Origin of the sequence: Agromyces allii (assembly GCF_009749385.1) — a bacterium.
Taxonomy (GTDB): Bacteria; Actinomycetota; Actinomycetes; order Actinomycetales; family Microbacteriaceae; genus Agromyces; species Agromyces allii.
Window position 1 is genome coordinate 59,318 of record NZ_WBIN01000004.1, and the last position, 21,764, is coordinate 81,081.

At 70.4% G+C, this 21,764-nt stretch carries 21 protein-coding genes; 1 reads left to right on the plus strand and 20 read right to left on the minus strand.

The annotated features are described in order from the left end of the window. Positions 1-23: 23 nt before the first annotated feature. From GQR16_RS06630 to GQR16_RS06725, 20 genes are all read right to left on the minus strand, one after another. Entirely contained in the window at positions 24-944 is a 921-nt protein-coding gene (locus GQR16_RS06630) for an RluA family pseudouridine synthase (RefSeq protein WP_157414373.1), read from the minus strand. Positions 945-949: 5 nt separating this feature from the next. Continuing rightward, positions 950-1,597, minus strand: a complete 648-nt coding sequence (gene lspA, locus GQR16_RS06635; protein WP_157414374.1) for a signal peptidase II — start codon at positions 1,595-1,597, stop codon at positions 950-952. Next, a complete protein-coding gene (locus tag GQR16_RS06640; RefSeq protein WP_157414375.1) occupies positions 1,587-2,276 on the minus strand; it encodes a DivIVA domain-containing protein in 690 nt (229 codons plus the stop codon). The genes lspA and GQR16_RS06640 overlap by 11 nt, the downstream gene beginning before the upstream one ends. A 115-nt stretch (positions 2,277-2,391) precedes the next feature. Next, positions 2,392-2,688, minus strand: coding sequence for a YggT family protein (locus GQR16_RS06645; RefSeq protein ID WP_246200594.1), 297 nt, complete (start codon positions 2,686-2,688; stop codon positions 2,392-2,394). Between the two features lie 15 nt (positions 2,689-2,703). Then, positions 2,704-3,174: a cell division protein SepF gene (locus GQR16_RS06650; protein WP_055858490.1), complete on the minus strand. Its 471-nt coding sequence runs from the start codon at positions 3,172-3,174 to the stop codon at positions 2,704-2,706. A 33-nt stretch (positions 3,175-3,207) separates the two neighbouring features. Beyond that, a complete protein-coding gene (locus GQR16_RS06655; RefSeq protein WP_157414376.1) occupies positions 3,208-3,906 on the minus strand; it encodes a YggS family pyridoxal phosphate-dependent enzyme in 699 nt (232 codons plus the stop codon). Beyond that, the gene (gene ftsZ, locus GQR16_RS06660; RefSeq protein ID WP_157414377.1) at positions 3,903-5,114 is read right to left on the minus strand and encodes a cell division protein FtsZ; all 1,212 of its coding nucleotides are present in this window, start codon (positions 5,112-5,114) and stop codon (positions 3,903-3,905) included. The genes GQR16_RS06655 and ftsZ overlap by 4 nt, the downstream gene beginning before the upstream one ends. Before the next feature lie 190 nt (positions 5,115-5,304). Next, complete coding sequence (locus tag GQR16_RS06665; protein ID WP_246200596.1) at positions 5,305-6,423, minus strand: cell division protein FtsQ/DivIB; 1,119 nt, start codon at positions 6,421-6,423, stop codon at positions 5,305-5,307. A gap of 13 nt (positions 6,424-6,436) precedes the next feature. After that, positions 6,437-7,840 carry a UDP-N-acetylmuramate--L-alanine ligase gene (murC, locus tag GQR16_RS06670; RefSeq protein ID WP_157414378.1) on the minus strand — a complete coding sequence of 468 codons (1,404 nt, stop codon included), beginning with the start codon at positions 7,838-7,840 and terminating at the stop codon, positions 6,437-6,439. Positions 7,841-7,945: 105 nt separating this feature from the next. Then, positions 7,946-9,046 (minus strand): undecaprenyldiphospho-muramoylpentapeptide beta-N-acetylglucosaminyltransferase, encoded by a 1,101-nt coding sequence (gene murG / locus GQR16_RS06675; protein ID WP_157414379.1) that lies wholly within the window; start codon positions 9,044-9,046, stop codon positions 7,946-7,948. Beyond that, entirely contained in the window at positions 9,043-10,320 is a 1,278-nt protein-coding gene (gene ftsW, locus GQR16_RS06680; RefSeq protein WP_157414380.1) for a putative lipid II flippase FtsW, read from the minus strand. Before ftsW ends, murG begins: the two co-directional genes overlap by 4 nt. Next, positions 10,265-11,818, minus strand: a complete 1,554-nt coding sequence (murD, locus tag GQR16_RS06685) for a UDP-N-acetylmuramoyl-L-alanine--D-glutamate ligase (RefSeq protein ID WP_157414381.1) — start codon at positions 11,816-11,818, stop codon at positions 10,265-10,267. The genes ftsW and murD overlap by 56 nt, the downstream gene beginning before the upstream one ends. Then, the gene (gene mraY, locus GQR16_RS06690; RefSeq protein WP_157414382.1) at positions 11,815-12,912 is read right to left on the minus strand and encodes a phospho-N-acetylmuramoyl-pentapeptide-transferase; all 1,098 of its coding nucleotides are present in this window, start codon (positions 12,910-12,912) and stop codon (positions 11,815-11,817) included. Before mraY ends, murD begins: the two co-directional genes overlap by 4 nt. Continuing rightward, positions 12,909-14,321, minus strand: a complete 1,413-nt coding sequence (locus GQR16_RS06695) for a UDP-N-acetylmuramoyl-tripeptide--D-alanyl-D-alanine ligase (RefSeq protein ID WP_157414383.1) — start codon at positions 14,319-14,321, stop codon at positions 12,909-12,911. Before GQR16_RS06695 ends, mraY begins: the two co-directional genes overlap by 4 nt. Beyond that, complete coding sequence (locus tag GQR16_RS06700; RefSeq protein ID WP_157414384.1) at positions 14,318-15,862, minus strand: Mur ligase family protein; 1,545 nt, start codon at positions 15,860-15,862, stop codon at positions 14,318-14,320. Before GQR16_RS06700 ends, GQR16_RS06695 begins: the two co-directional genes overlap by 4 nt. 13 nt (positions 15,863-15,875) lie before the next feature. Beyond that, complete coding sequence (locus GQR16_RS06705; RefSeq protein ID WP_246200598.1) at positions 15,876-17,684, minus strand: peptidoglycan D,D-transpeptidase FtsI family protein; 1,809 nt, start codon at positions 17,682-17,684, stop codon at positions 15,876-15,878. 28 nt (positions 17,685-17,712) lie between these two features. Beyond that, positions 17,713-18,309 carry a cell division protein FtsL gene (ftsL, locus tag GQR16_RS06710; RefSeq protein WP_157414385.1) on the minus strand — a complete coding sequence of 199 codons (597 nt, stop codon included), beginning with the start codon at positions 18,307-18,309 and terminating at the stop codon, positions 17,713-17,715. Continuing rightward, positions 18,306-19,259, minus strand: a complete 954-nt coding sequence (gene rsmH / locus GQR16_RS06715) for a 16S rRNA (cytosine(1402)-N(4))-methyltransferase RsmH (protein ID WP_157414386.1) — start codon at positions 19,257-19,259, stop codon at positions 18,306-18,308. Before rsmH ends, ftsL begins: the two co-directional genes overlap by 4 nt. 103 nt (positions 19,260-19,362) lie before the next feature. Then, positions 19,363-19,794: a division/cell wall cluster transcriptional repressor MraZ gene (gene mraZ, locus GQR16_RS06720; RefSeq protein ID WP_067877136.1), complete on the minus strand. Its 432-nt coding sequence runs from the start codon at positions 19,792-19,794 to the stop codon at positions 19,363-19,365. A gap of 351 nt (positions 19,795-20,145) precedes the next feature. Beyond that, positions 20,146-20,535, minus strand: a complete 390-nt coding sequence (locus GQR16_RS06725) for a DUF3040 domain-containing protein (RefSeq protein WP_157414387.1) — start codon at positions 20,533-20,535, stop codon at positions 20,146-20,148. 75 nt (positions 20,536-20,610) lie between these two features. Here GQR16_RS06725 and GQR16_RS06730 point away from each other — a divergent pair, with 75 nt between their 5' ends. Beyond that, a complete protein-coding gene (locus tag GQR16_RS06730) occupies positions 20,611-21,723 on the plus strand; it encodes a polyprenyl synthetase family protein (protein ID WP_157414388.1) in 1,113 nt (370 codons plus the stop codon). The last annotated feature ends 41 nt before the right edge of the window (positions 21,724-21,764 follow it).

Genomic DNA, 21,764 nt, shown 5'->3' on the forward strand with positions numbered 1-21,764 from the left:
GACCCTCTGTCAGTGCCGCCGGGTCAGTCGACGCGGAGGGACTCGAGTGCTGCGGCGAGGTCGGCCGGGTACTCCGACTCGAACGTGACCCAGTCGCCGGTCGCGGGATGCGTCAGCGACAGCCGGTGCGCGTGCAGCCACTGCCGGGTGAGCCCGAGCCTGGCCGAGATCGTCGGGTCGGCGCCGTACATGGCATCGCCGACGCACGGATGCCGCTGGGCGGCCATGTGCACGCGGATCTGGTGGGTGCGCCCGGTCTCGAGGTGCACTTCGAGCAGCGAGGCGTACGGGAACGCCTCGAGGGTCTCGTAGTGGGTCACCGCGTGCTTGCCGTCGGAGACGACCGCGAACTTCCATTCGGAGCGCGGATGCCGGCCCACGGGGGCGTCGATCGTGCCCGCGAGCGGGTCGGGGTGCCCCTGCACGACCGTGTGGTAGACCTTCTCGACCTCGCGGTCGTGGAACTGCCGCTTGAGCTCGGTGTAGGCGCGCTCGGACTTCGCGACGACCATGAGTCCGCTCGTGCCGGCGTCGAGCCGGTGCACGATGCCCTGGCGCTCGGGGGCGCCGGACGTCGAGATGCGGAAGCCGGCGGCCGCGAGTGCGCCGACGACCGTCGGGCCCTCCCATCCGAGGGACGGGTGCGCGGCGACCCCGGCCGGCTTGTCGACCACGACGAGGTCGTCGTCGTCGTGCACGATGCCGAGGTCGGGAACCGGGATCGCGACGACCTCGACGCTGCGCGGCGGCTGCCAGCTCACCTCGAGCCAGCCGCCGGCGCGGAGTCGGTCGGACTTGTCGAGCGTGCGGCCGTCGAGGACGACTCCCCCGGCGGCGGCGATCTCGGCCGCCTGCGTGCGCGAGAACCCGAGCAGCTTGGCGATGCCCTGATCGACGCGAATGCCTTCGAGCCCGTCGGGGACGGGGACGGAACGCGATTCCACGGCGATCAGGCTTCGCGTGCGGCCGGGGCGTTCAGCGCGCCCTGGCCGGTCGAGACGTTCGGGTTCGCGTCGGCCGTGCCCGGCGCGCTCGAGGCCTCGTCGTCGGTCTCGGGCTCGTCGCGCTTCGCGCCGCCCTTGACCTCGCGCGACCCGTCGAGTCCGACGCCGCGGATCGTGAGGATCATGAACAGCACCATGCTCGACACGATCGCCATGTCGGCCACGTTGTAGATCGCGGGGATCAGCCACGGCGTCGAGATGAAGTCGACGACGTGCCCGAGGCCGAAGCTGGGCTCCCGCAGGAGTCGATCGGTCAGGTTGCCGAGCACACCGCCGAGCAGGAGGCCGAAGACCAGGCCCCACGCCTTGGAGCGGATGCGGCGGGCGAACCAGATGATGAAGGTGATCACGCCGGCCGCGAGGATCGTGAAGATCCACGTCATGCCGCTCGCGAGCGAGAAGGCGGCGCCGGGGTTTCGAACGAAGTGCCACTGGAGCGCATCGCCGAGCACCGGCACCGTCTCGCCCTCGGTGAGGTTGGAGACGACGAGGAACTTCGTCAGCTGATCGAGCCCGTAGACCGCGAGGGCACCGAGGACGAGAACGACGAGCGCAGTCGCGGTTCCGGTCTTCGTGCCCCGGTCAGGCTCCAAAGCCCTGGAAGGTGGGCGTGGGCGCCTGCTCGTTCGAGAGACCCGACTGGGCCTGGAAGCCCTGGTTGTCGGGCACCTGCACCGGAGCGGCGGTGTCGAGGTCGCGGAGCTGGCCCTCGATGTAGCTCTTCAGCTTCTGGCGGTACTCGCGCTCGAAGAGGCGGAGGCCGTCGACGCGCTTCTCGAGCACCTGGCGTTCCTGGTCGAGCACGCCGATCTGGGCGCGCTGCTTGGCCTCGGCCTCGGCGACGACACGGGCTGCCGTGGCGTGGCCCTCGGCGATGAGCGCGTCGCGCTTCTCGATGCCCTCGCGGACGTGCTCCTCGTGGAGACGGCGCGCGAGCTGCAGCAGGTTCGTGGTGCTGGTCTGCTCGTCGAGCTCGGACTGCACGGCCGGAGCGGGAACGGCGACGGCGACGGTCGCGGGCTGCGGGACCGGCTCGGCGTACGCGGGCGCCTGCACCGCTGCAGGAGCGGATGCCGCGGCCTTCGCCGCCTCGGCAGCGCGTGCCTCGGCGGACGAGACGCGCTGGCGCAGCTCTTCGTTCTCCTGATTCAGTCGGCGAAGCTCGACCACGACCTCGTCGAGGAAGTCGTCGACCTCGTCCTGGTCGTATCCCTCGCGGAACTTCGTCGCCTGGAAGCGCTTGTTGACCACATCTTCCGGAGTTAGCGCCATGGCTTCTCACCCTCACATCTTCGAACTGTTCGTTGCGTTCTGCTAAACGGTAGCAAAGTCCACTCGGATCACCCAGTGTCGCCCGTGGACGTTGCACCGGGTTCGCAGGAGATCGTCAGGCGACCGCTGCGAGCCACGACACCACCGTCATGGCGACGATGACCACGAGCATAGCCAGCGACCATCCGAGGTCGAGCGCGACCTGCCCGATGCGGATCGGCGGGATCAACCGCCGGAACATGCGCACGAGCGGGTCCGTGACGGTGTACACGAGTTCGACCACGACCAGCCATCCGCCCTGGGGTCGCCAGGAGCGGTTGAACGTGCGGATCAGGTCGAGGACGAATCGCGCCCACATCACGAAGAAGTAGAGGACGAGCAGCGAGTAGAGGATGCTCCAGACGACGGACAACGCGCCTACCGACGACTACGCGTGCGTGAAGAACGACGCGTCGACGTCGCCTTCGGCCTCACCGGTCTCCCCCGAGACGACCACGTGCGACGGCGAGAGCAGGAAGACCTTGCTCGTGACGCGCTCGATCTTGCCGTGCAGGCCCTGCGACAGGCCGCTGGCGAAGTCGATGAGCCGACGGGCGTCGCCGTCGGACATCTGGGAGAGATTGATGATGACCGGGACTCCCTCGCGGAAGGACTCGGCGATGACCTGCGCGTCACGGTACTGACGCGGGTGCACGGTGAGGATCTCGTTCATCTCCGCCTGCGGGGTGCTCGGTTGGATGTGGTTCTTGCGGAGCGGCGTGACGGCCGCACCGGTCTTGGGTGCCGGCGCGGCGTGCACGACCGGTGTCGCCGCTGCCGGCGACTCTCGGGGCTCGGCCTCGAACTCCTCGTCGGCGAGGCCGAGGTAGACCATGGTCTTCTTGAGCGGGTTGGACATCGCTGCCTCCGTCTGTGTTCCGTCTCTTCGAGGCTAACCGGCGAACGGCCGATTGCCCGTGATTGCCGTGCCGATCCGCAGGTGTGTCGCACCTTCGGCGACCGCTTCCTCGAGATCGTGGCTCATGCCCATCGACAGGTCCACCGCTGCAGGCGCGATCGGCTGCACGATCCGCTCGGACAGCTCGCGCACCCGGGCGAACGCCGGCCGGGCCGGTTCGTCGAGCGGTGCGACGGCCATGAGGCCGCGCAGCTCGAGTCCGGGCGTCGCGAGCACGTGCTCGACGAGCGCACCGAGTTCGGTCGGCGCGACGCCGCCGCGTCCGGGGTCGTCGGTGAGGTTCACCTGCACGAAGCAGTCGACGGATGCCTCGTCGGACCGGAGCGCGTCGACGAGCGCCGCCCGGTCGATCGAGTGGATCGCTGTCGCGTAGGCGCGCACCTGGCGCGCCTTCTTGCTCTGCAGCTGCCCGATGAAGTGCCAGCGGAGGTCGAGGTCGGCGAGGTCGCGGGCCTTGGCCTGCGCCTCCTGATGCCGGTTCTCACCGACATCCGTGACGCCGAGCGATGCGAGGTCACGCACGAGCGACGCCGGGTGGAACTTCGTCACGACGATCGTGCGGATGTCGGCCGCGTCGCGGTCGGCGAGGCGGGCGGCCCCGTCGACGCGCTCGGCGACGACCTGGAGTCGCGCTCGCAGGTCGTCGACTCCTGCGGAGCGCTCCTCGGTCACTTCAGGAAGTCGGGGATGTCGAGGTCGTCGTCGTCGGCGTCGAAGGCCGGGTCGGAGACGATCTGGTCGGCCGTCGACGTCTCGGCGCCGCCCCAGTTGGCCGTCTCGACGAGTTCGTCGATGTCGATCTCGCCGATCACGTCGGCCGAGTCGGCTCCGCCCGCGGACGAGCCTCCGACGGAGGCGCCGACACCGGCGCCGACCGAGGCCGCGGCGGGCACGAGCTGCTCGCGACGCACCTCGACGGGCTTGGCGTTCGGCTCCCCGCCGTCGAATCCGGCGGCGATGACGGTGACGCGCACTTCGTCGCCGAGAGTGTCGTCGATGACCGCGCCGAAGATGATGTTCGCCTCGGGGTGCACGGCCTCCTGCACGAGCCTGGCGGCGTCGTTGATCTCGAAGATGCCGAGGTTCGAGCCGCCCTGGATGGAGAGCAGCACGCCGTGGGCGCCGTCGATCGAGGCTTCGAGCAGCGGGCTCGCGACGGCGAGCTCGGCCGCCTTGATGGCGCGATCTGCCCCCCTCGAGGAGCCGATGCCCATGAGCGCGGAGCCCGCGCCCTGCATGACCGACTTCACGTCGGCGAAGTCGAGGTTGATGAGGCCGGGCGTCGTGATGAGGTCGGTGATGCCCTGCACACCTGCGAGGAGCACCTGGTCGGCCGTGGCGAACGCCTCGAGCATCGAGATGCCACGATCGCTGATCTCGAGCAGACGGTCGTTCGGCACCACGATGAGGGTGTCGACCTCTTCCTTCAGGCGCGCGACGCCCTGCTCGGCCTGCGTCTGGCGGCGCTTGCCCTCGAAGCCGAACGGCTTCGTGACGACACCGATGGTGAGTGCGCCGATGGACTTGGCGATGCGGGCGACGACGGGTGCGCCGCCGGTGCCGGTGCCGCCGCCTTCGCCGGCGGTGACGAAGACCATGTCGGCGCCGGCCAGCGCCTCTTCGATCTCTTCGGCGTGATCTTCGGCTGCGCGACGGCCGACCTCGGGGTCGGCGCCGGCGCCGAGTCCGCGGGTGAGGTCGCGGCCGACGTCGAGCTTGACGTCGGCGTCGCTCATGAGGAGCGCCTGCGCATCGGTGTTGATGGCGATGAACTCGACGCCTCTGAGGCCGAGCTCGATCATGCGGTTGACGGCGTTGACGCCGCCGCCGCCGATGCCGACCACCTTGATGACGGCGAGGTAGTTCTGGTTAGTCGACATCTCCGGCCCTTCGTGCGAACTCTGAACTTTGAACCTCAAGTCGAGGGTTAAAGTCTTGCCGAGTATGCAATTCCTGTGTTCGAAGGTATGCGGATCGCGCACCTCATGTGGCAAGCACGCGGGCGTGTCGCGAACACCTTCGTCTCGATTGGGGCGCGCGACGAGACGGGATGCTCGAACGAGCCTCCGGTCACATGGTGACCGGACTCATCGGCGCTGAGACATCGTACAGCGACACCGAACCCGGTGGCGCCGCGCGCATGAGGTCGTCGAGCACGTCGGCCTTGAGGCTCGACTGCTCTGCACTGCCCCAGACGACCTTCGCATCGCCGATCTGCAGCGTCACGTCGTCGGCGGTCTCCGCGGAGGCGGCCGTGACCTGCGCCCGGATCTCCGCCGGAAGGCTGCGCACGACTCCCGCGACGGCACGGAAGCCGTCACTCGCGACTCCTCCGTCGACCGTGATGAGCGGCTGCCCCTCCGGCCTGGCCTCCGGCCGATCCATGACCACGCCGGCGGCGTCGACGAGCGCGAGCCCGTCGGCCGTCTCGATGACGCCGACCGGCGTGCGCTCGACGATGCGGACGACCAGCGTGTCGGGCGGAACGGCCTCGGTCTGGTACGTCTCGATGAGCGGGAACCTCGACATGGCCTTCTGCACGCCGGCCCGGTCGATGAGCGCGAGCGGGGTGCCGAGCATCGGCGCGAAGGCGGACTCGACCTCTGCCGCCGGCACCCGCGACGCGCCCTCGACGCGCACCACGCGCAACGCCATGACGGGCGAGTACGCGCCGATCAGCACGACCGCGACGAGCAGCCCGATCACGCCGAGACCGATGCCCCAGGCGAGCCTGCGCCGCCGCGTGCGGACGGTGAAGCGCCGCACCTCGGCGCGCTCGTACCTGCGTCGGTCGCGCGTCGCCCTGGCCAGGGCCCGTCGCGCGGCCCATCCGCTCCGCGGGGGGCTCGCCCCGTCGACGGCCATGTCCGTGTCGCTCGTCGACCGCGTCGCGACGTCCTCGGCCGATGCCCCGCCCGGCACCGTGCCCGATGAGGCGCGCGGCGCTTCGGCGGACGCCCGGTCGGCCGGGAGCGGCTCGAACGGCTCGGTGAGCGCGGTCTCGGATGCCGCGGGCGACTGCCTCGAGGCATCCGCCCGCCCTCGGGCACCGGCTCCGCGACGCGCGGGGGGTGTCGACGCTTGAGCGGACGCCGGGGCCGCCGCAGGCGACGAGGCGCTGCGCGTCTGCGCACCGGACGCGGCCGGGCGCGGTTGCGCCGGCCGATCGAACCCCTGCGGCCGCTTCACGCGGCGGGCGTCCTCACCCGAGCTCGCGTTCGAGCGATCCGAGCAGTTGCGGCACGATGCGGTACACGTCACCGCAGCCGAGCGTGATGACGAAGTCGCCGGAACGGGCGATCTGCGCCGTGTGGTCGGCGGCGGCCTGCCAGTCGGCGATGAACGCGACGTGCTCGGGGTGCGCGAACCGCTCGCTCACGAGCGCGCCCGTGACGCCGGGCACGGGGTCTTCGCGCGCGCCGTAGACGTCGAGCACGACGGTCTCGTCGGCGTACTGCTCGAGCACCTCGGCGAACTCCTTCGCGAAGGCCTGTGTGCGGCTGTAGGTGTGCGGCTGGTGCACGGCGATGATGCGGCCGGAGCCGACGACGGTGCGGGCCGCGGCGAGGGCTGCAGCAACCTCGGTCGGGTGATGCGCGTAGTCGTCGTACACGCTGACGCCGCCCACCTCGCCGTGCAGCTCGAACCGGCGGCCGGTGCCCGCGAACTTCGCGATGCCGGCGAGGGCGGCCGCGGGGTCGAACCCGAGCCCGGTGAGCACGGCGAACGCGCCGGCCGCGTTGATCGCGTTGTGGTGTCCGGGGATCGCGAGGCGCGCACGGTACGTCGCACCCTCGTAGTCGACCGCGAACGCGACGGGACCGTCGGTCACGACCGAGTGCACGCGCACGGTCGCGTCGGCGGCCTCGCCGAACGTGACGATGCGCTCATGCGAGAGCCGCTCGCGAACGCGCGTGGCACCCGCGTCGTCGCTCGAGATGACGACGAGCTCGCGGGCGCGGTCGGCGAACTCGACGAACGCCTGCTCGAACGCCTCGCGCGAGCCGTAGTGGTCGAGGTGGTCGGGGTCGACGTTCGTGATGAGCGCGACCGCCGTGTCGTAGAGCAGGAACGACCCGTCCGACTCGTCGGCCTCGACGACGAAGAGCTCGCCCTCGCCCGAAGCCGCACTCAGTCCGAGGTCGGCGAGCACACCGCCGTTCACGAAGCTCGGGTCGGCGTCGAGTGCGAGCAGTCCGGTGACGATCATGCCCGTCGAGGTGGTCTTGCCGTGCGCGCCGGCGACCGACACGAGTCGCTGGCCCGCGATGAGCGCGGCGAGGGCCTGCGAGCGGTGCAGCACGGGCAGCCCTCTCGAGAGCGCCAGCTGGTACTCGGGGTTGTCCTGCCAGAGCGCGCCCGTCACCACGACCGTGTCGACGTCGTCGCCCAGGTTCGCCGCATCGTGGCCGATCGCGATCTCGGCGCCGAGCTCGCGGAGTGCGCCGATGTTCGCCGAGTCGCGCACGTCGGAGCCCGTGACGCGGTGTCCGGCGCCGAGGAACAGGCGCGCGATGCCGCTCATGCCCGAGCCGCCGATGCCGACGAAGTGCACGGCGCCCAGGTCGGACGGGATCGGGGTGGAGAGATCGGGCTTGATGGTCACGGCATTGCTTTCTCTGGGCTCTGGGCGGTGCTGCGCGGGCCGGCGTCGACGGGCTGCGGCCGAAGGTTCGGGGTGACGGATGCCGCGGCATCCGTCACCTCCACGTTACGCGTCTGCGGCGGTGCCGTCGGCATCCGCGCCGAGGGCGGCGTCGACGAGGTCGAGCATGCGGTCGGTGCCGTCGCGTCGGCCGACGGATGCCGCGGCGACCGCCATGCGGGCGATGCGCGCCTCGTCGGCGAGCAGCGGCAGGAGCGTCTCGCCGACCCACTCGGGCGTGAAGTCGGCGTCGTCGACGAGGATCGCCCCGCCTGCAGCGACCACGTCGGCCGCGTTGAAGCGCTGCTCGCCGTTGCCGACGGGGTACGGCACGAGCACCGAGGGGATGCCGAGCGCGGCGAGTTCGCTGACGGTGGCCGCCCCGGCGCGCGAGACGGCGAAGTCGGCGACCGAGAGCGCGAGGTCCATGCGGTCGGCGTACTCGAGCATGCGGTAGTCGGCGAGGCCGGGATCGGTGACCTCGGACTTCGCGCCCGTGATGTGCAGCACCTGCCAGCCGGCCGCGGTGAGCGCACCGGCCGATTCGGTCATGGTGCGGTTGATGCGCCGGGCTCCCAGCGATCCGCCGGTCGCGAGCAGCACGGGCCGAGCTGGATCGAGTCCGTAGAACTCGGCGGCGGACGCTCGCAGCGCCGCCCGGTCGAGCAGCTCGATCTCGCGGCGGAGGGGCATGCCGACGACCTCGGCGTGACGGAGCGGCGTGCCGCTGAACACGACGCCGACCGTCTCGGCCCAGCGGGCGCCGAGGCGGTTCGCGAGTCCGGGCCTGGCGTTGGCCTCGTGGATCGCGACGGGCACGTCGAGCCGACGCGCCGCGAGGTACGCGGGCGTCGAGACGTACCCGCCGAACCCGACGACGACGTCGACCCCGCGCTCGGCGATGATCGTGCGCACGTCGGCGACGGAGTCGCGGAACCGCTTCGGGAACCGCAGCGCGGCGCCGTTCGGGCGACGCGGGAACGGCACCTTCGCGATCGTCAGCAGCTCGTACCCGCGCGCGGGCACGAGCCGCGCCTCGAGGCCCTCTGCCGTGCCGAGCACGAGCACCTCGGCCGAAGGGTCGCGTTCCTTCAGGCGATCGGCGACCGCGAGCAGGGGGTTCACGTGGCCGGCGGTGCCACCGCCGGCCAGGAGGTAGACGGTCATCGCGTGCGCCCCGCAGGAGTGCGGACGGCGGAGCGTGCGGAGGCCCGCGCCGCGAGGCGCGCCGCAGCCCGCGCGGAGGCGGCCGGGTCGCGGGCGACCGAGAGCACGACACCGATCGCGAACAGGGTCGTCACGAGCGCGGTACCGCCCGCGGAGACGAGGGGAAGGGGGACGCCGAGAACGGGGAAGACACCAAGCACGACACCGATGTTGACACACGCCTGACCGATGACCCACACCATGACGGCCGCGGTGACCGTCTTCGCGAACGGCGTCTGGGCCGAACGCAGCACGCGTGCGAACGCGACCGCGAGCAGCACGAACAGCGCGATCACGACGACGGCCCCGATCAGGCCCAGTTCCTCGCCGATGATGGCGAAGATGAAGTCGTTGTCGGCGGCCGGCAGCCACGACCACTTCGCGGTCGAGTTGCCGAGGCCGACGCCGAAGATCCCGCCGTTCGCGAGCGCGAACCGGCCGTGCTGGATCTGCCAGCAGTCGTCGCCCGACCCCTGTTCGCAGTTCTCCTGCAGGAATGCGCTGATGCGGCGCATTCGGTTGTCGCTCGAGACCGCGACGATCACGAACAGTGCGGCGCTCAGGAGCACGGGCGGCAGCAGCAGCCGGAACCGCACCCCGATGAGGAACAGCGTGCCGAGCAGCATCGCGCCCATGATCATCACGGTGCCGAGGTCGCCGCCGAGGAGCACGAGGCCGATCGCCCCGCCGCCCACGAGGAGGATCGGCATGACGCCCTTGCCGAAGTCGCCGAGGTGGGCCTGCTTCTTCGTGACGATGAGGCCGAGCCAGATGACGAGCGCGACCTTGATGATCTCCGACGGCTGGAACTGCACCGGGCCGAGCGCGAGCCAGTTCGTGTTGCCGCCGACCTCGATGCCGAGGGGCGTGGCGACCACGAGCAGCTGCAGCACGCACGCGGTGATCAGCAGCGGCCACGCGATGCGCAGCCAGAAGCGTTCGGGCATGCGGCTCGCGATGAGCATGAGCGGCAGGCCGATGCCGGCGAACATGCCCTGGCGGAGCGCCTGCACGAAGAATCCGCCGTCTTCGAGCCGTGATTCGACGGTCGACGACGAGAGCACCATGACGAGCCCGAAGAGCACGAGGAACACGACCGTGCTGAGCAGCAGCACGTAGTCCTTCGACTCGACGCGGAACACGCGCCCGAGACGGATCCGGGCGGCGACTCCCCCGCGGTCAGGCTCGGGCGTCGGGTTCGTTCGAGGCGGGGTCGTGCGGGGCGGAGTCGCCATCCGCCTCACCTTCCAATCGTGCTCGTACCGCGTGCTGGAACCGACGGCCCCGATCGGCGTAGTCGGCGAACTGGTCCATCGAGGCGGCGGCCGGTGCCAGGAGCACGGTGTCCCCGTCTTCGGCGATCGACTCCGCGAAGGCGACGGCGCGCGCCATGACCGTTCCAGTGTCATCGGCGTCGACCTCGAACACCGGCACGTCGCTCGCGTGTCGGGCGAACGCGTCGACGAGCGCCGACCGATCGACGCCGATCACGACCGCGGCGCGCAGCCGGCCGACGTGCGCCGCGACGAGGCCGTCGACGTCGACGCCCTTGAGCAGCCCGCCCACGATCCACACGACACGGGGGTACGCCCTGAGCGATGCCTCGGCCGCGTGCGGGTTCGTGGCCTTCGAGTCGTCGACCCAGCGGATGCCGCCGGAGACCGCGACCGTCTGGATGCGGTGCGCGTCGAGGCTGAACTCGCCGAGCGCGTCGTGGATCACGCCGACGGGCACGCCCGCTGCGCGAACGAGCGCCGATGCGGCGAGGATGTTGGCCACGATGTGCGGCGCACCGAGTCCGCGCGGCTCGAGCTCGTCGACCGTGATGATCTCGAGCGCCGACGAATGCCGGTCGTCGAGGAACGCCCGGTCGCAGAGGATGCCCTCGACGACGCCGAAGTCGCTCGGACCCGGGGTGTCGAGACCGAATCCGATCGCGCGGGCGCCGTCTTCGACATCCGCCTCCTCGACCATGCGTCGGGTCGCCTCGTCGGCGCGGTTGTACACGCACGCGATGCGCGTGTTGGCGTACACCTTCGCCTTCGCGGCGCGGTACGCGTCGGCCGAGCCGTGCCAGTCGAGGTGGTCGTCGGCGACGTTCAGGCACACGCTCGCGAGCGGATGCAGCGCACCGGCGCCCTCGATCGGCAGCGCGTGCAGCTGGTAGCTCGAGAGCTCGACGACGAGCACGTCGAAGCCGCCCGGATCGCGCACCGCATCGAGCACGGGCACGCCGATGTTGCCGCACGGCGCGGCCCGCAGGCCGTTCGCCGCGAGGAGCGTCGCCGCGAGCTGCGTCGTCGTGGTCTTGCCGTTCGTGCCGGTGACGAGGATCCAGTCGGCCGCGTTCACCTTGTCGCGCACGCGCCAGGCGAGCTCGATGTCGCCCCAGACCGGCACGCCGGCCGACCCCGCCCACTCGAGCAGCGCGTTGTCGGGGTGGAACCCGGGCGACGCGACCACGAGTTCGGGTGCGAACGCCGCGACCTCGTCGGGCACGGCATCGAGCGGATGCCGCAGCACCCGCACGCCGATGACGTCGAGGATGCGCGCACGGTCGTCGTCGACGCTCGTCGCGGCGAGCAGCACCTCGGCGCCGAGCTCGGAGAGCGTGTCTGCGACCGCGAACCCGGTGACCCCGGCGCCGAGCACGAGCACCCGGAGGCCGCTCCAGTCGGCGTGCCAGCTCGTCAGCGAGTCGAGACGGCCGCCCGCGGCATCCGCCTCGCTCATCGCTGGAGCCACTCGAAGTAGAATGCGCCGACGCCCGCGGCGACGAACATGCCCGCGATCAGCCAGAAGCGCACGACGATCGTGACCTCGGCCCAGCCCTTCAACTCGAAGTGGTGGTGGATCGGGCTCATCAGGAAGATGCGTTTGCCGCCGGTGAGCTTGAAGTACGCGCGCTGCACGATCACCGAGCCGGTCTCGATGACGAAGATGCCGCCGATGAGCACGAGCAGGAGTTCGGTCTGGCTCACGATCGCGAGCGCCGCGAGCGCCCCGCCGAGGGCGAGGGAGCCGGTGTCGCCCATGTAGATCTTCGCCGGGTTGGTGTTCCACCAGAGGAAGCCGATGAGGCCGCCCACGATCGCCGAGGCGACGATCGCGATGTCGAGGGGGTCTCGCACGTCGTACGCCCGGTACGCGTCGGCCTGGTTGAGGTTCGCGCTGAAGATCGACTGGTTGAACTGCCAGAAGCCGATGATGATGAACGAGCCGATCGCGAGCACCGATGCGCCGCCGGCGAGGCCGTCGAGCCCGTCGGTCACGTTGACGCCGTTGGAGGCCGCGGCGGTGATCAGGCAGATCCAGATCACGTAGATGATCGTGCCGAGGATCGTGCCGAAGACCATGAAGTCGAGCGGCAGGTCGCGGATGAACGAGATGCTCGTGCTGGCCGGTGTGACGCCCTCCGCGTTCGGGAAGTTGATCGCGAGCAGGGCGAACGCGGCCGCGACCGCGGTCTGCCCCGCGACCTTCGCCCATCCGCCGAGCCCGAGGCTCTGCTTCTTGCGCGTCTTCAGGAAGTCGTCGAGGAACCCGACGAGCCCGAGGCCCACCATCATGAACAGCACGAGGAGGCCCGTCGCCGTCGGTCGCTCGTTGCTCAGCAGCAGCGTCGCGACGAAGTAGCCGAAGACGGTGCCGAGGATGAAGACGATGCCGCCCATCGTGGGCGTGCCGCGCTTGACGTGATGGCTCTGCGGGCCGTCGTCGCGGATGAACTGGCCCCACCCGAGCTTCACGAAGAGCCTGATGAACAGGGGGGTCAGAAACAGCGTGAAGGCGAGCGACAACGCGCCGGCGCTCAGAAGTGCTCTCACGAGAACCATTCTCCCAGTCGGTCGCCGAGGTGGCGAAGACCCGCCGAGTTCGACGATTTCACCAGCACGGTGTCACCGGGCCGGGCGGATGCCGTGACGAGGTCGTACGCCTCGTCGGCGGTCTCGACGAAGGCGGACTCGCCGTCCCACGAGCCCTCGTTGATCGCGGTGATGTGCAGGCGCCGCGCGCCCTGTCCCACGATGACGAGCTGGGAGATGCCGAGCCGCACGGCCAGCAGGCCGATGCGGTCGTGCTCCTCGCCCGAGAACTCCCCCAGCTCGCTCATCTCGCCGAGGACGGCGATCGTGCGGGTGCCGGGTGCCTTGACCTGGGCGAGCGTCTTGATCGCCGCGCTCATCGAGTCGGGGCTCGCGTTGTAGGCGTCGTTGATGACCGTGATGCCGTCGCGGCCGCCCATGACCTGCATGCGCCAGCGTTCGGCGAGCGTGACCTGCTCGAGCGCAGCGACCACGTCGGCCAGGGCCACGCCCAGTTCGACGGATGCCGCGACGGCCGCCAGGGCGTTCATCACGTGGTGCTCGCCGAGCACGCCGAACCGCACGCGGGCGGATTCGCCGCCGGGCACGTGCACCGTGAACTCGGTGCCTCGGGCGTGCACGACCACGTCGGTCGCGCGCACGTCGGCGGCGGAGCCGAGGCCGAACGTCACGACGCGCGCCTTCGTGAGGCCGGCCATGGGAGCGACCCGCGGGTCGTCGAGGTTCAGGACCGCGACGTCGGTCGGCAGCAGGTCGGTGACCATCTCGGACTTCGCGCGCACGGTCTGCTCGATGCCGCCGAACTCGCCCGCGTGGGCGAGGCCGACCTTCAGCACGATGCCGATGTCGGGGCGGGCCATGCGCACGAGGCGGGCGATCTCGCCCACGCCCGACGCGCCCATCTCGGCCACCAGGAACTTCGTGTCCGCCTCGAGGGCGAGCATCGTGATGGGCCCGCCGACCTCGTTGTTGTACGACGCGCGCGCAGCCACCGTGGGGCCGACGTGCTCGAGGACCGAGCGCAGCAGGTTCTTCGTCGTCGTCTTGCCGTTCGAACCGGTGACCCCGACGATCTTGAGGTCGCCGTTCGCCCGCACGCGCGCGACGACCTCGGTCGCGAGCGCGCCCAGTGCGACGACCGAGTCGTCGACGACGATCTGCGGCACCTCGAGGTCGAGCTCGTGCTCGACGACGAGCAGCGCCGCGCCCTGCTCTGCGGCAGCGGGAGCGAAGCGGTGTCCGTCGTCGAACTCGCCGCGCTTGGCGAAGAACACGTCGCCGGGCGCGATCTCACGGGAGTCGGTGGTCACGGTGCCGTCGACGAGCGTCGCGGACGTGGCATCCGTCGAACGCAGTCGAATCGACCCGCCGATCGCCGCGGCGATCTCGTCGAGGCTGAGGGAGATCATGCGAGCCACCCGGCTTCGCGGAGCGCGTCGCGCGCGTCGTCTCGTGCTGAGTAGGGGATCTTGACGCCTTTCACCTCGTGATAGTCCTCGTGGCCCGGGCCGGCGTAGAGGATCGAGTCGCCGTCGCCCGCGAGGGCGAGCGCGGCACGGAACGCGGCGCGCGGGTCGGCGATCTCGTGCAGCTCGCGGTCGGGCACCGCGGCTCTGGCTCCCTCGATGAGGGCCGCGCGGATCTCCGTGGGGTCCTCCCATCGCGGGTGGAAGTCGGTGATGACGAGCGCGTCGGCGCCGCGGGCGGCGATGGCACCCATGTCGGCGCGCTTCGTCGTGTCGCGGTCGCCGTCGGCGCCGAAGACCATGATCACGCGACCGGCCGTCGTGCGGCGGATCGCGTCGAGCGTCTGCAGGAACGCGTCGGGGCTGTGCCCGTAGTCGATGTAGACGGTCGGTCCGCGCTCGCCCGAGATGCGCTCGGCGCGGCCGGGGATGTACGCATCGATGCCGTCGGAGCCGAGCGCCGCCTCGATGCGCTCGAGGTCGTAGCCCGCCTCGACGAGCATGACGATCGCGAGGCCCGCGTTGGCCGCCATGTACCAGCCGAGCAGCGGGACGCGGGTCTCGATGCTGCGGCCCTCCGGCCCGTCGAGCCGGAACGCCGTGTAGGTCGACTGCTCGTCGGTCACGGTGAGTCGCCAGTCGGCGGCGACATCGGGCTTCGTCGTGAGGGTCGTGACCGGGATGCGCGCGTCCTCGACGAGGCGCCGTCCCCACTCGGAGTCGACCGTGACCACCCCGCGACGCGCGCGCTCGGGCTGGAACAGGTCGCGCTTCGCCTCGTAGTAGACCTCCATCGAGGCGTAGTCGTCGAGGTGGTCGTGCGTGAGGTTCGTGAACCCGGCGATGTCGAACACGAGTCCGTCGACGCGGTGACGCGACAGCGCCTGCGCCGAGACCTCGACGCCGACCGCGCGCACGTCGACCTCGCGCATGCGGGCGAGGAGGGCGTGGAGCTCGCTCGCCTCGGGCGTCGTGAGCGAACTCGTGACGGCCTCGTCGCCGATGCGGCGCTCGGCGGTGGAGGTGAGCCCCGCGACGACGCCGAGCTGGCGCAGGATGCCGAAGAGCAGGTAGACGACGCTCGTCTTGCCGTTCGTGCCCGTGACCGCGAAGAGCGTCGCCGGGTTCTCGTCGGTGCGGTGGATCCACGCCGCGACGTCGCCGAGCGTGGCGCGCGCGTCGTCGGCGACGAGCACGGGCAGACCCGAGTCGGCCGCGAGCACGGCGCCCGCGGCATCCGTCAGGACGGCGACCGCGCCCGCTTCGCGAGCCGCTGCGGCGTACTGGGCGCCGTGCGCGTTGCGCCCGGGCACGCCCACGTAGAGGTCGCCGGTGCGGACGGTGTTCGACGACAGCACGACACCCGTGACCTCGAGATCGCCCAACTCGCCGTGCACCTCGAGTGCGAACGTGTCGGCCAGACCGCGAAGCGATCGAGGGACGGGGTGCTGCGGCCGGAGGGCCGTGGGAGGCGATCCGGTCACGAACCCAACTTTCTCACCAGAGTGCTGGCAGGTCAGGCGCCGGGGCGCCGGATGGAATCGTCCGATACTTCTTCAGCACCTGGCTCATGACCTGTTGGAACACGGGAGCGGATGCGGCGGACGAATTCATCTTAACGGCATTCATGATGCTGACCGAAACGACGAACTCGGGGTCGTCGGCCGGCGCGAAGCCCGAGACGGAGACGAGATACTCCGTGCGGTACCCGCCGTTGCCGTCGGGCACCTGCGCCGTTCCGGTCTTCGCCGCGACGCGATAGCCGGGGATGCGCCAGTCGTCCTTGAGCCAGCCCTGCGTGTAGACGTTCTCGAGCATCTCGCTCGTCTCGCGCGCAGCCTGCTCGCTGATCACCCTGGTGCCGGTGACGTCGGGCGAGGTCGTTTCGCCATCGGCGTCGGTGCAGCCCTCGACGAGTTGCACGGGCATGCGCACGCCGCCGTTCGCGATGGTCTGGTAGGCGCTCGCGATCTGCACGGCGGTCGCGGTCAGCCCCTGGCCGAACATCGTCGTGTACTTGGTCTGGTTGTCCCACTCGTCGGGGCCGCCGTTCAGGTCACCGGACGCCTCCGCCGGGAATCCGACCTCGCTCACGCGACCGAAGCCGAACTTCTGCATGTACTCGAAGCGCTGCTGATCGGTCAGCAACTCGCCGAACTTCGCCGTGGCGGTGTTCGACGAATCGATGAGCGCCCCGGTGAGCGTGTACGGGGTGTCTTCGTGGTAGAAGCTGTCGCGGAAGTTCGCGCCGTTCGGTGCATCGTACGAATACGGCGCGATCACCTGGCTGAGCGGGTTCGCCTTGCCCGCGTCTTCGAGGGATGCCGCGGTCACGGCCTTGAACGTCGACCCGGGCTCGAACGGCGCGGTGAACGTGCGCGAGCCGCGATCGGCGGAATCCGTGGCCGCCGGATCGTTCGGGTCGACCGTCGGCACGTCGGCGACGGCGAGCAGCTTGCCCGTCTTGGCCTCCATGACCGTGACGGTCGCCCACTCGGCTCCGACCGCGAGGCGCTGGGCCTCCGCGATGCGCTGCACCTCCCACTGCAGGTCGGAGTCGATGGTGAGCTGCAGCTTTCCGCCGTCCTTCGCCTGCTTGTGCACGACCTCGGTGCCCGGGATCTCGACCCAGTCCTGCAGGCTCGGGATGTACGTGACCTCGCCGTCCTCGCTCGCGAGGCACGCGTCCTGCCCGAGTTCGAGCCCGGCCTGCGCGGTGCCTTCGTCGCCGACCCAGCCGAGCAGGTTGCCCCCGACCGCGCCGTTCGGATAGCTGCGGCTCGGATGCGGGTACTGCACCACCCAGGGGATGTCGAGCGCCCTGATCTTCTCGTAGGTGTCGACGTCGACGAGCTTCGCCACGTAGGCGAAGTCGGAATCGGGATCGTCGGCGAGTTCGGACGCGATGATGCCGAGCACCTGGTCGCCCGTGAGCCCGACGATCGCACCGAGTTCGGCCGCGGTCTGCTCGAGCGGGACCTCGACCCTGACGGTCTTCTCGGGGTCGGCGGGGTCGGGCTCCTCGCGCATGAGCGGGCCCTTCTTCGCGTTCTTCGGCGAGAGGGCGACGTCGTAGCGCATGACGCTGTCGGCGAGCACGATGCCGTTGCGGTCGACGATCTCGCCGCGCGTGCCGTAGACCGGGATCGGGTCGGTCGAGCGCACCTCGTCGGCCTGCTCGTTGAGCGCCGACGCGCGCACGACCTGGATGTCGACGAGGCGCACCACGAAGAGCACGACGAGCACCACGAGCACGACGCCCGCCGCCAGGACCCGCCGCATCGGATGACGGCTGATGCGGTTCACCTGGATCCTCCTCTGGCGACTCGGCAGGTCAATGGGTCGTGGGCGTCGGCAGCGAACCGCCGGCGGGCGGCGGCGCCGCGGGCGCGGCCGGTTCGACCACCGCTCCCCCGAGGCCGGCCCCCTGACCGCCCACGGTTGCAGTCTCTCCCGCGGTCTGCTCGGTCACGAGCGGCACGCCGCTGATCAGCACATTCGGAACCAGTGAGGCGGATGCCGCGGCTCCACCGCCCGCGGCGGCCGGCTGCCCCAGCACCGCACCGTCGCTGAGCCGCAGGAACACCGGGTTCGTGTTGGGCACCATGCCGAGCGCCTCGGCGTTCTGGGCGAGGTACTGCGGCGACTGCACACGGTCGAGGTCTTCGGAGAGGGTCTGCTGCTGGCGCGAGAGCTTCGCCTGGCTGAGCTCGTAGCCGTCGATCTCGTAGGCGCCCTGCGTGACGGCGATCGACAGCATGAGCTGCGCGAGCGCGATGACCACGACGCCGCTGACGGCGATGACCGCGTACGCGAGACGCGGCTTCGGACGCGCGGCGCGATCGGGCGCCGGGCGCAGGATCTCGGGGATCCAGGCGCGTCGCCGGATCGGAGCGGGTGCGAGCGCACCCTGTACGGGAAGGGCGCTCATGTGGCACTCCTCACCCGTTCGGCGGCGCGCAGCCGCACCGGCTTCGCCCGCGGGTTCTCGACCTGTTCGGCCTCGCTCGCGAGTTCGGCGCCCCGGACCAGCAGCTTGAACTGCGGGCGGTGCTCCGGGAGCTCCATCGGCAGGTCGGCGGGAGCCGACGAGGTGGACGCGGCCTGCAGCACGCGCTTGACGATGCGGTCCTCGAGCGACTGGTAGGCCAGCACGACGATGCGACCGCCGACGTTCAGCCCCTCGAGCGCGGCCGGCATGGCCCGCTGGAGCACCGAGAGCTCCTCGTTGACCTCGATGCGCAGCGCCTGGAAGACGCGCTTGGCCGGGTGCCCCTGCCGCTGCACGACCACCGGGGTCGCATCGTGGATGATCGACACGAGTTCGGCCGATCGCAGGATCGGCTGCGTCTCGCGCGCCTTCACGATCGCCTTCGCGTATCGGGCCGAGAGCTTCTCCTCGCCGAAGTCCTGGAAGATGTGGCGCAGTTCGCTCTCGCTGTAGGTCGCGATGATGTCGGCCGCGGTGCGGCCGGTCGTGCCGTCCATGCGCATGTCGAGCGGCGCGTCCTTCGAGTATGCGAACCCGCGCTCGGCGCGGTCGAGCTGCAGCGACGAGACGCCGAGGTCGAAGAGCACGCCGTCGACCTCGTCGAAGCCCTCGGATTCGATCGCGTCGAGGATGCCGTCGTAGACCGTGTGCACGAATCGGGCGCGGTCGCCGAAGCGCGCGAGGCGCTCGCGGGCGATCGCCAGGGCGTCGGTGTCGCGGTCGAGGCCGATGACCGTCAGCGACGGGAACCGCTCGAGCATCGCGGCCGTGTGGCCGCCCATGCCCAGCGTGGCGTCGACCACGACGGCGCCGTCGCGCCGCAGCGCGGGCTCGAGGAGTTCGAGCGTGCGCTCGAGCATGACCGGTGTGTGGATGCGTTCGATGTCCATGATGCCTCCGGGATCGTGTCCGACGGATTCCGATGCCCATCCGTTCGTCCTGTTGCGGGGAAGTGCAGCAGGCGCGTACGGCTGGGAGTCGCAACCCGTCGAGCTAGAAGAGCCCGGGAATCACCTCCTCCGCCGTCTCTGCGAAGGCCGCCTCCTGTTCGGCGAGGTAGGTCTGCCACGCCGTGGCGTCCCAGATCTCGACCCTGCTGCCGGCGCCGATGACCGTGAGGTCTCGACCGAGCCCCGCATAGCTGCGGAGCGTTGCGGGGACCGTGATCCGGTGCTGCTTGTCGGGGGTCTCCGCTGAGGCCCCAGAGAGGAAGACGCGCATGTAGTCGCGCGCCTGCTTGCTCGTCACCGGGGCTTGGCGGATCTTCTCGTTCATCTGCTCGAACTCCCTGGCGCTGAACACGTAGATGCAGCGTTCCTGCCCGCGCGTGAGCACGAGACCGGTCGAGAGTTCGTCCCGGAATTTGGCCGGAAGAATGACGCGGCCCTTCTCGTCGAGCTTCGGCTCGTAGGTCCCGAGGAACACCGCACCACCCCCTTTCCTCCGACCAGGATCCAGGTGCCCCCACTTTACTCCACTCTCATCCCTGAAACAACGACACGCGGGCGATCGAGACGGAAGCGCAGCAGAACAGCCCCGAAAACACTGGGATCCACGGCGTGGAGGAGGGTGGAGGGAAACGGTCGCCCCAGGGAGGTGCGGGGGCCCTCGGGGTGACGGATGCCGCGGCGCGCGCCGAATCGCCGTCGCCGCCCGCGCGGCCGAGGGCCCGAATCAGGCGCGAGATCGCCGATCCGGGCGAGAACCCGCCCGGAAACGACGAAACGGGCCGATCCGGAGGATCGACCCGTTCAACGGTGGAGGACGGTGGAGGACTTAGTCGCCGCGCTCCTGGCGACGGTCCCAACGCTCGTTGAGACGGTCCATGAAGCCCGCGGACTGCTGGCCCTGGGGCTTGCCCGTCGAGGGCGCGCCCTCTTCGGGCGCCGGAGCGGCCGCACCGCGTTTGCCCGGCGTGATCGCGACGAGCACGCCGGCGAACATCATGGCGAAGCCGAGGATGCCGACGATGAGCATCTGCAGCGCCACGCCCGCGATCAGCGCACCGGCGCCGATCACGGCGAGCAGAACCCCGAGCACGATCGCCCGGTAGTTCGGGCGTCGCCCGCGACCACCTCCGACCGCATGCACGAAGTCCGCATCATTGCGGTAGAGGTTCCGCTCCATCTCCTCGAGAAGACGTTGCTCCTGCTCTGAAAGCGGCATCTCTTTCCCCTCAGGCTCGGGACCGACGCATCCTTCGCCCATTCTAGCGCCGCGCAGCCTCGCTAGGCTAGGCGAGTGGCTCAAGGTTCTCGACTCGTCGATCTGGTTCAAACGCGCATCGATGGGTTCCTCGATGACCGCAGCACCATTCTCCGCTCGATCACACCCGAGCTGGCGCCGCTCGACGAGTTCTCAAGGCGCTTTCTCAGCGGAGGCAAGCGCTTCCGGGCGCTGTTCTGCTATTGGGGCTGGGAGGCCGTCGCCGGGCGAGGATTCGATCCGTTCGGCGACGATGCCGAACGCGACACGTTCCCGATCGTGTCCGCCGCCTCCGCGCTCGAGGTCTTCCACGCGGCGGCCCTCGTGCACGACGACCTCATCGACAACTCCGACACGCGTCGCGGGGCACCCGCAGCGCACCGACTGTTCGAACGGGCCCACGCCGATGCCGGCTGGTTGCGCAGCAGCGACGAGTTCGGCCGCGCGTCGGCGATCCTCCTCGGCGACCTCCTGCTCGGCTGGAGCGACGAACTGCTCGACGAGGGACTCGACACCCTCTCAGACCGGGCCGCAGCCCGCGCGGCGCGCGGCGAGTTCATGCGCATGCGCACCGAGGTGACGGCCGGGCAGTACCTCGACATCCTGGCCGAGCAGTCGTGGCACACGCGGCGCGACGACGAGCAGCGGGCCACCGCCGAACGCGTGATCACCTACAAGGCCGCGAAGTACTCCGTCGAATCCCCGCTCGCCCTCGGCGGGCTCATCGCGGGCGGCACGCCCGACCAGATCCGGGCACTGCGCGAGTTCGGACTCCCGCTCGGCATGGCCTACCAGCTGCGCGACGACCTCCTCGGCGTCTTCGGCGACCCCGAGGTCACCGGCAAGCCGAGCGGAGACGACCTCCGCGAGGGCAAGCGCACCCTGCTCGTCGCGATCGCCCGCGAACGGCTCGCCGCCGGCCCGCGCAACCTCCTCGACGAACTCCTCGGCGATCCCGACCTCTCCGAGGAGCAGATCCGGATGCTGCAGCGCACCATCGCCGATTCCGGCGCCGTCGACGAGATCGAGGCGATCATCGCGTCGGACGTCGGCCGTGCACGCGCGGCACTCGACGATGCGCCGCTGAGCACGGGTGCACGCACCGAGCTCGACGCGCTCGCGACGACCGTCAGCCGCCGCAGCAGCTGAACGCGCCGCCGCCGAGCACGCCGTCGCCGCGCTAGCCGGCG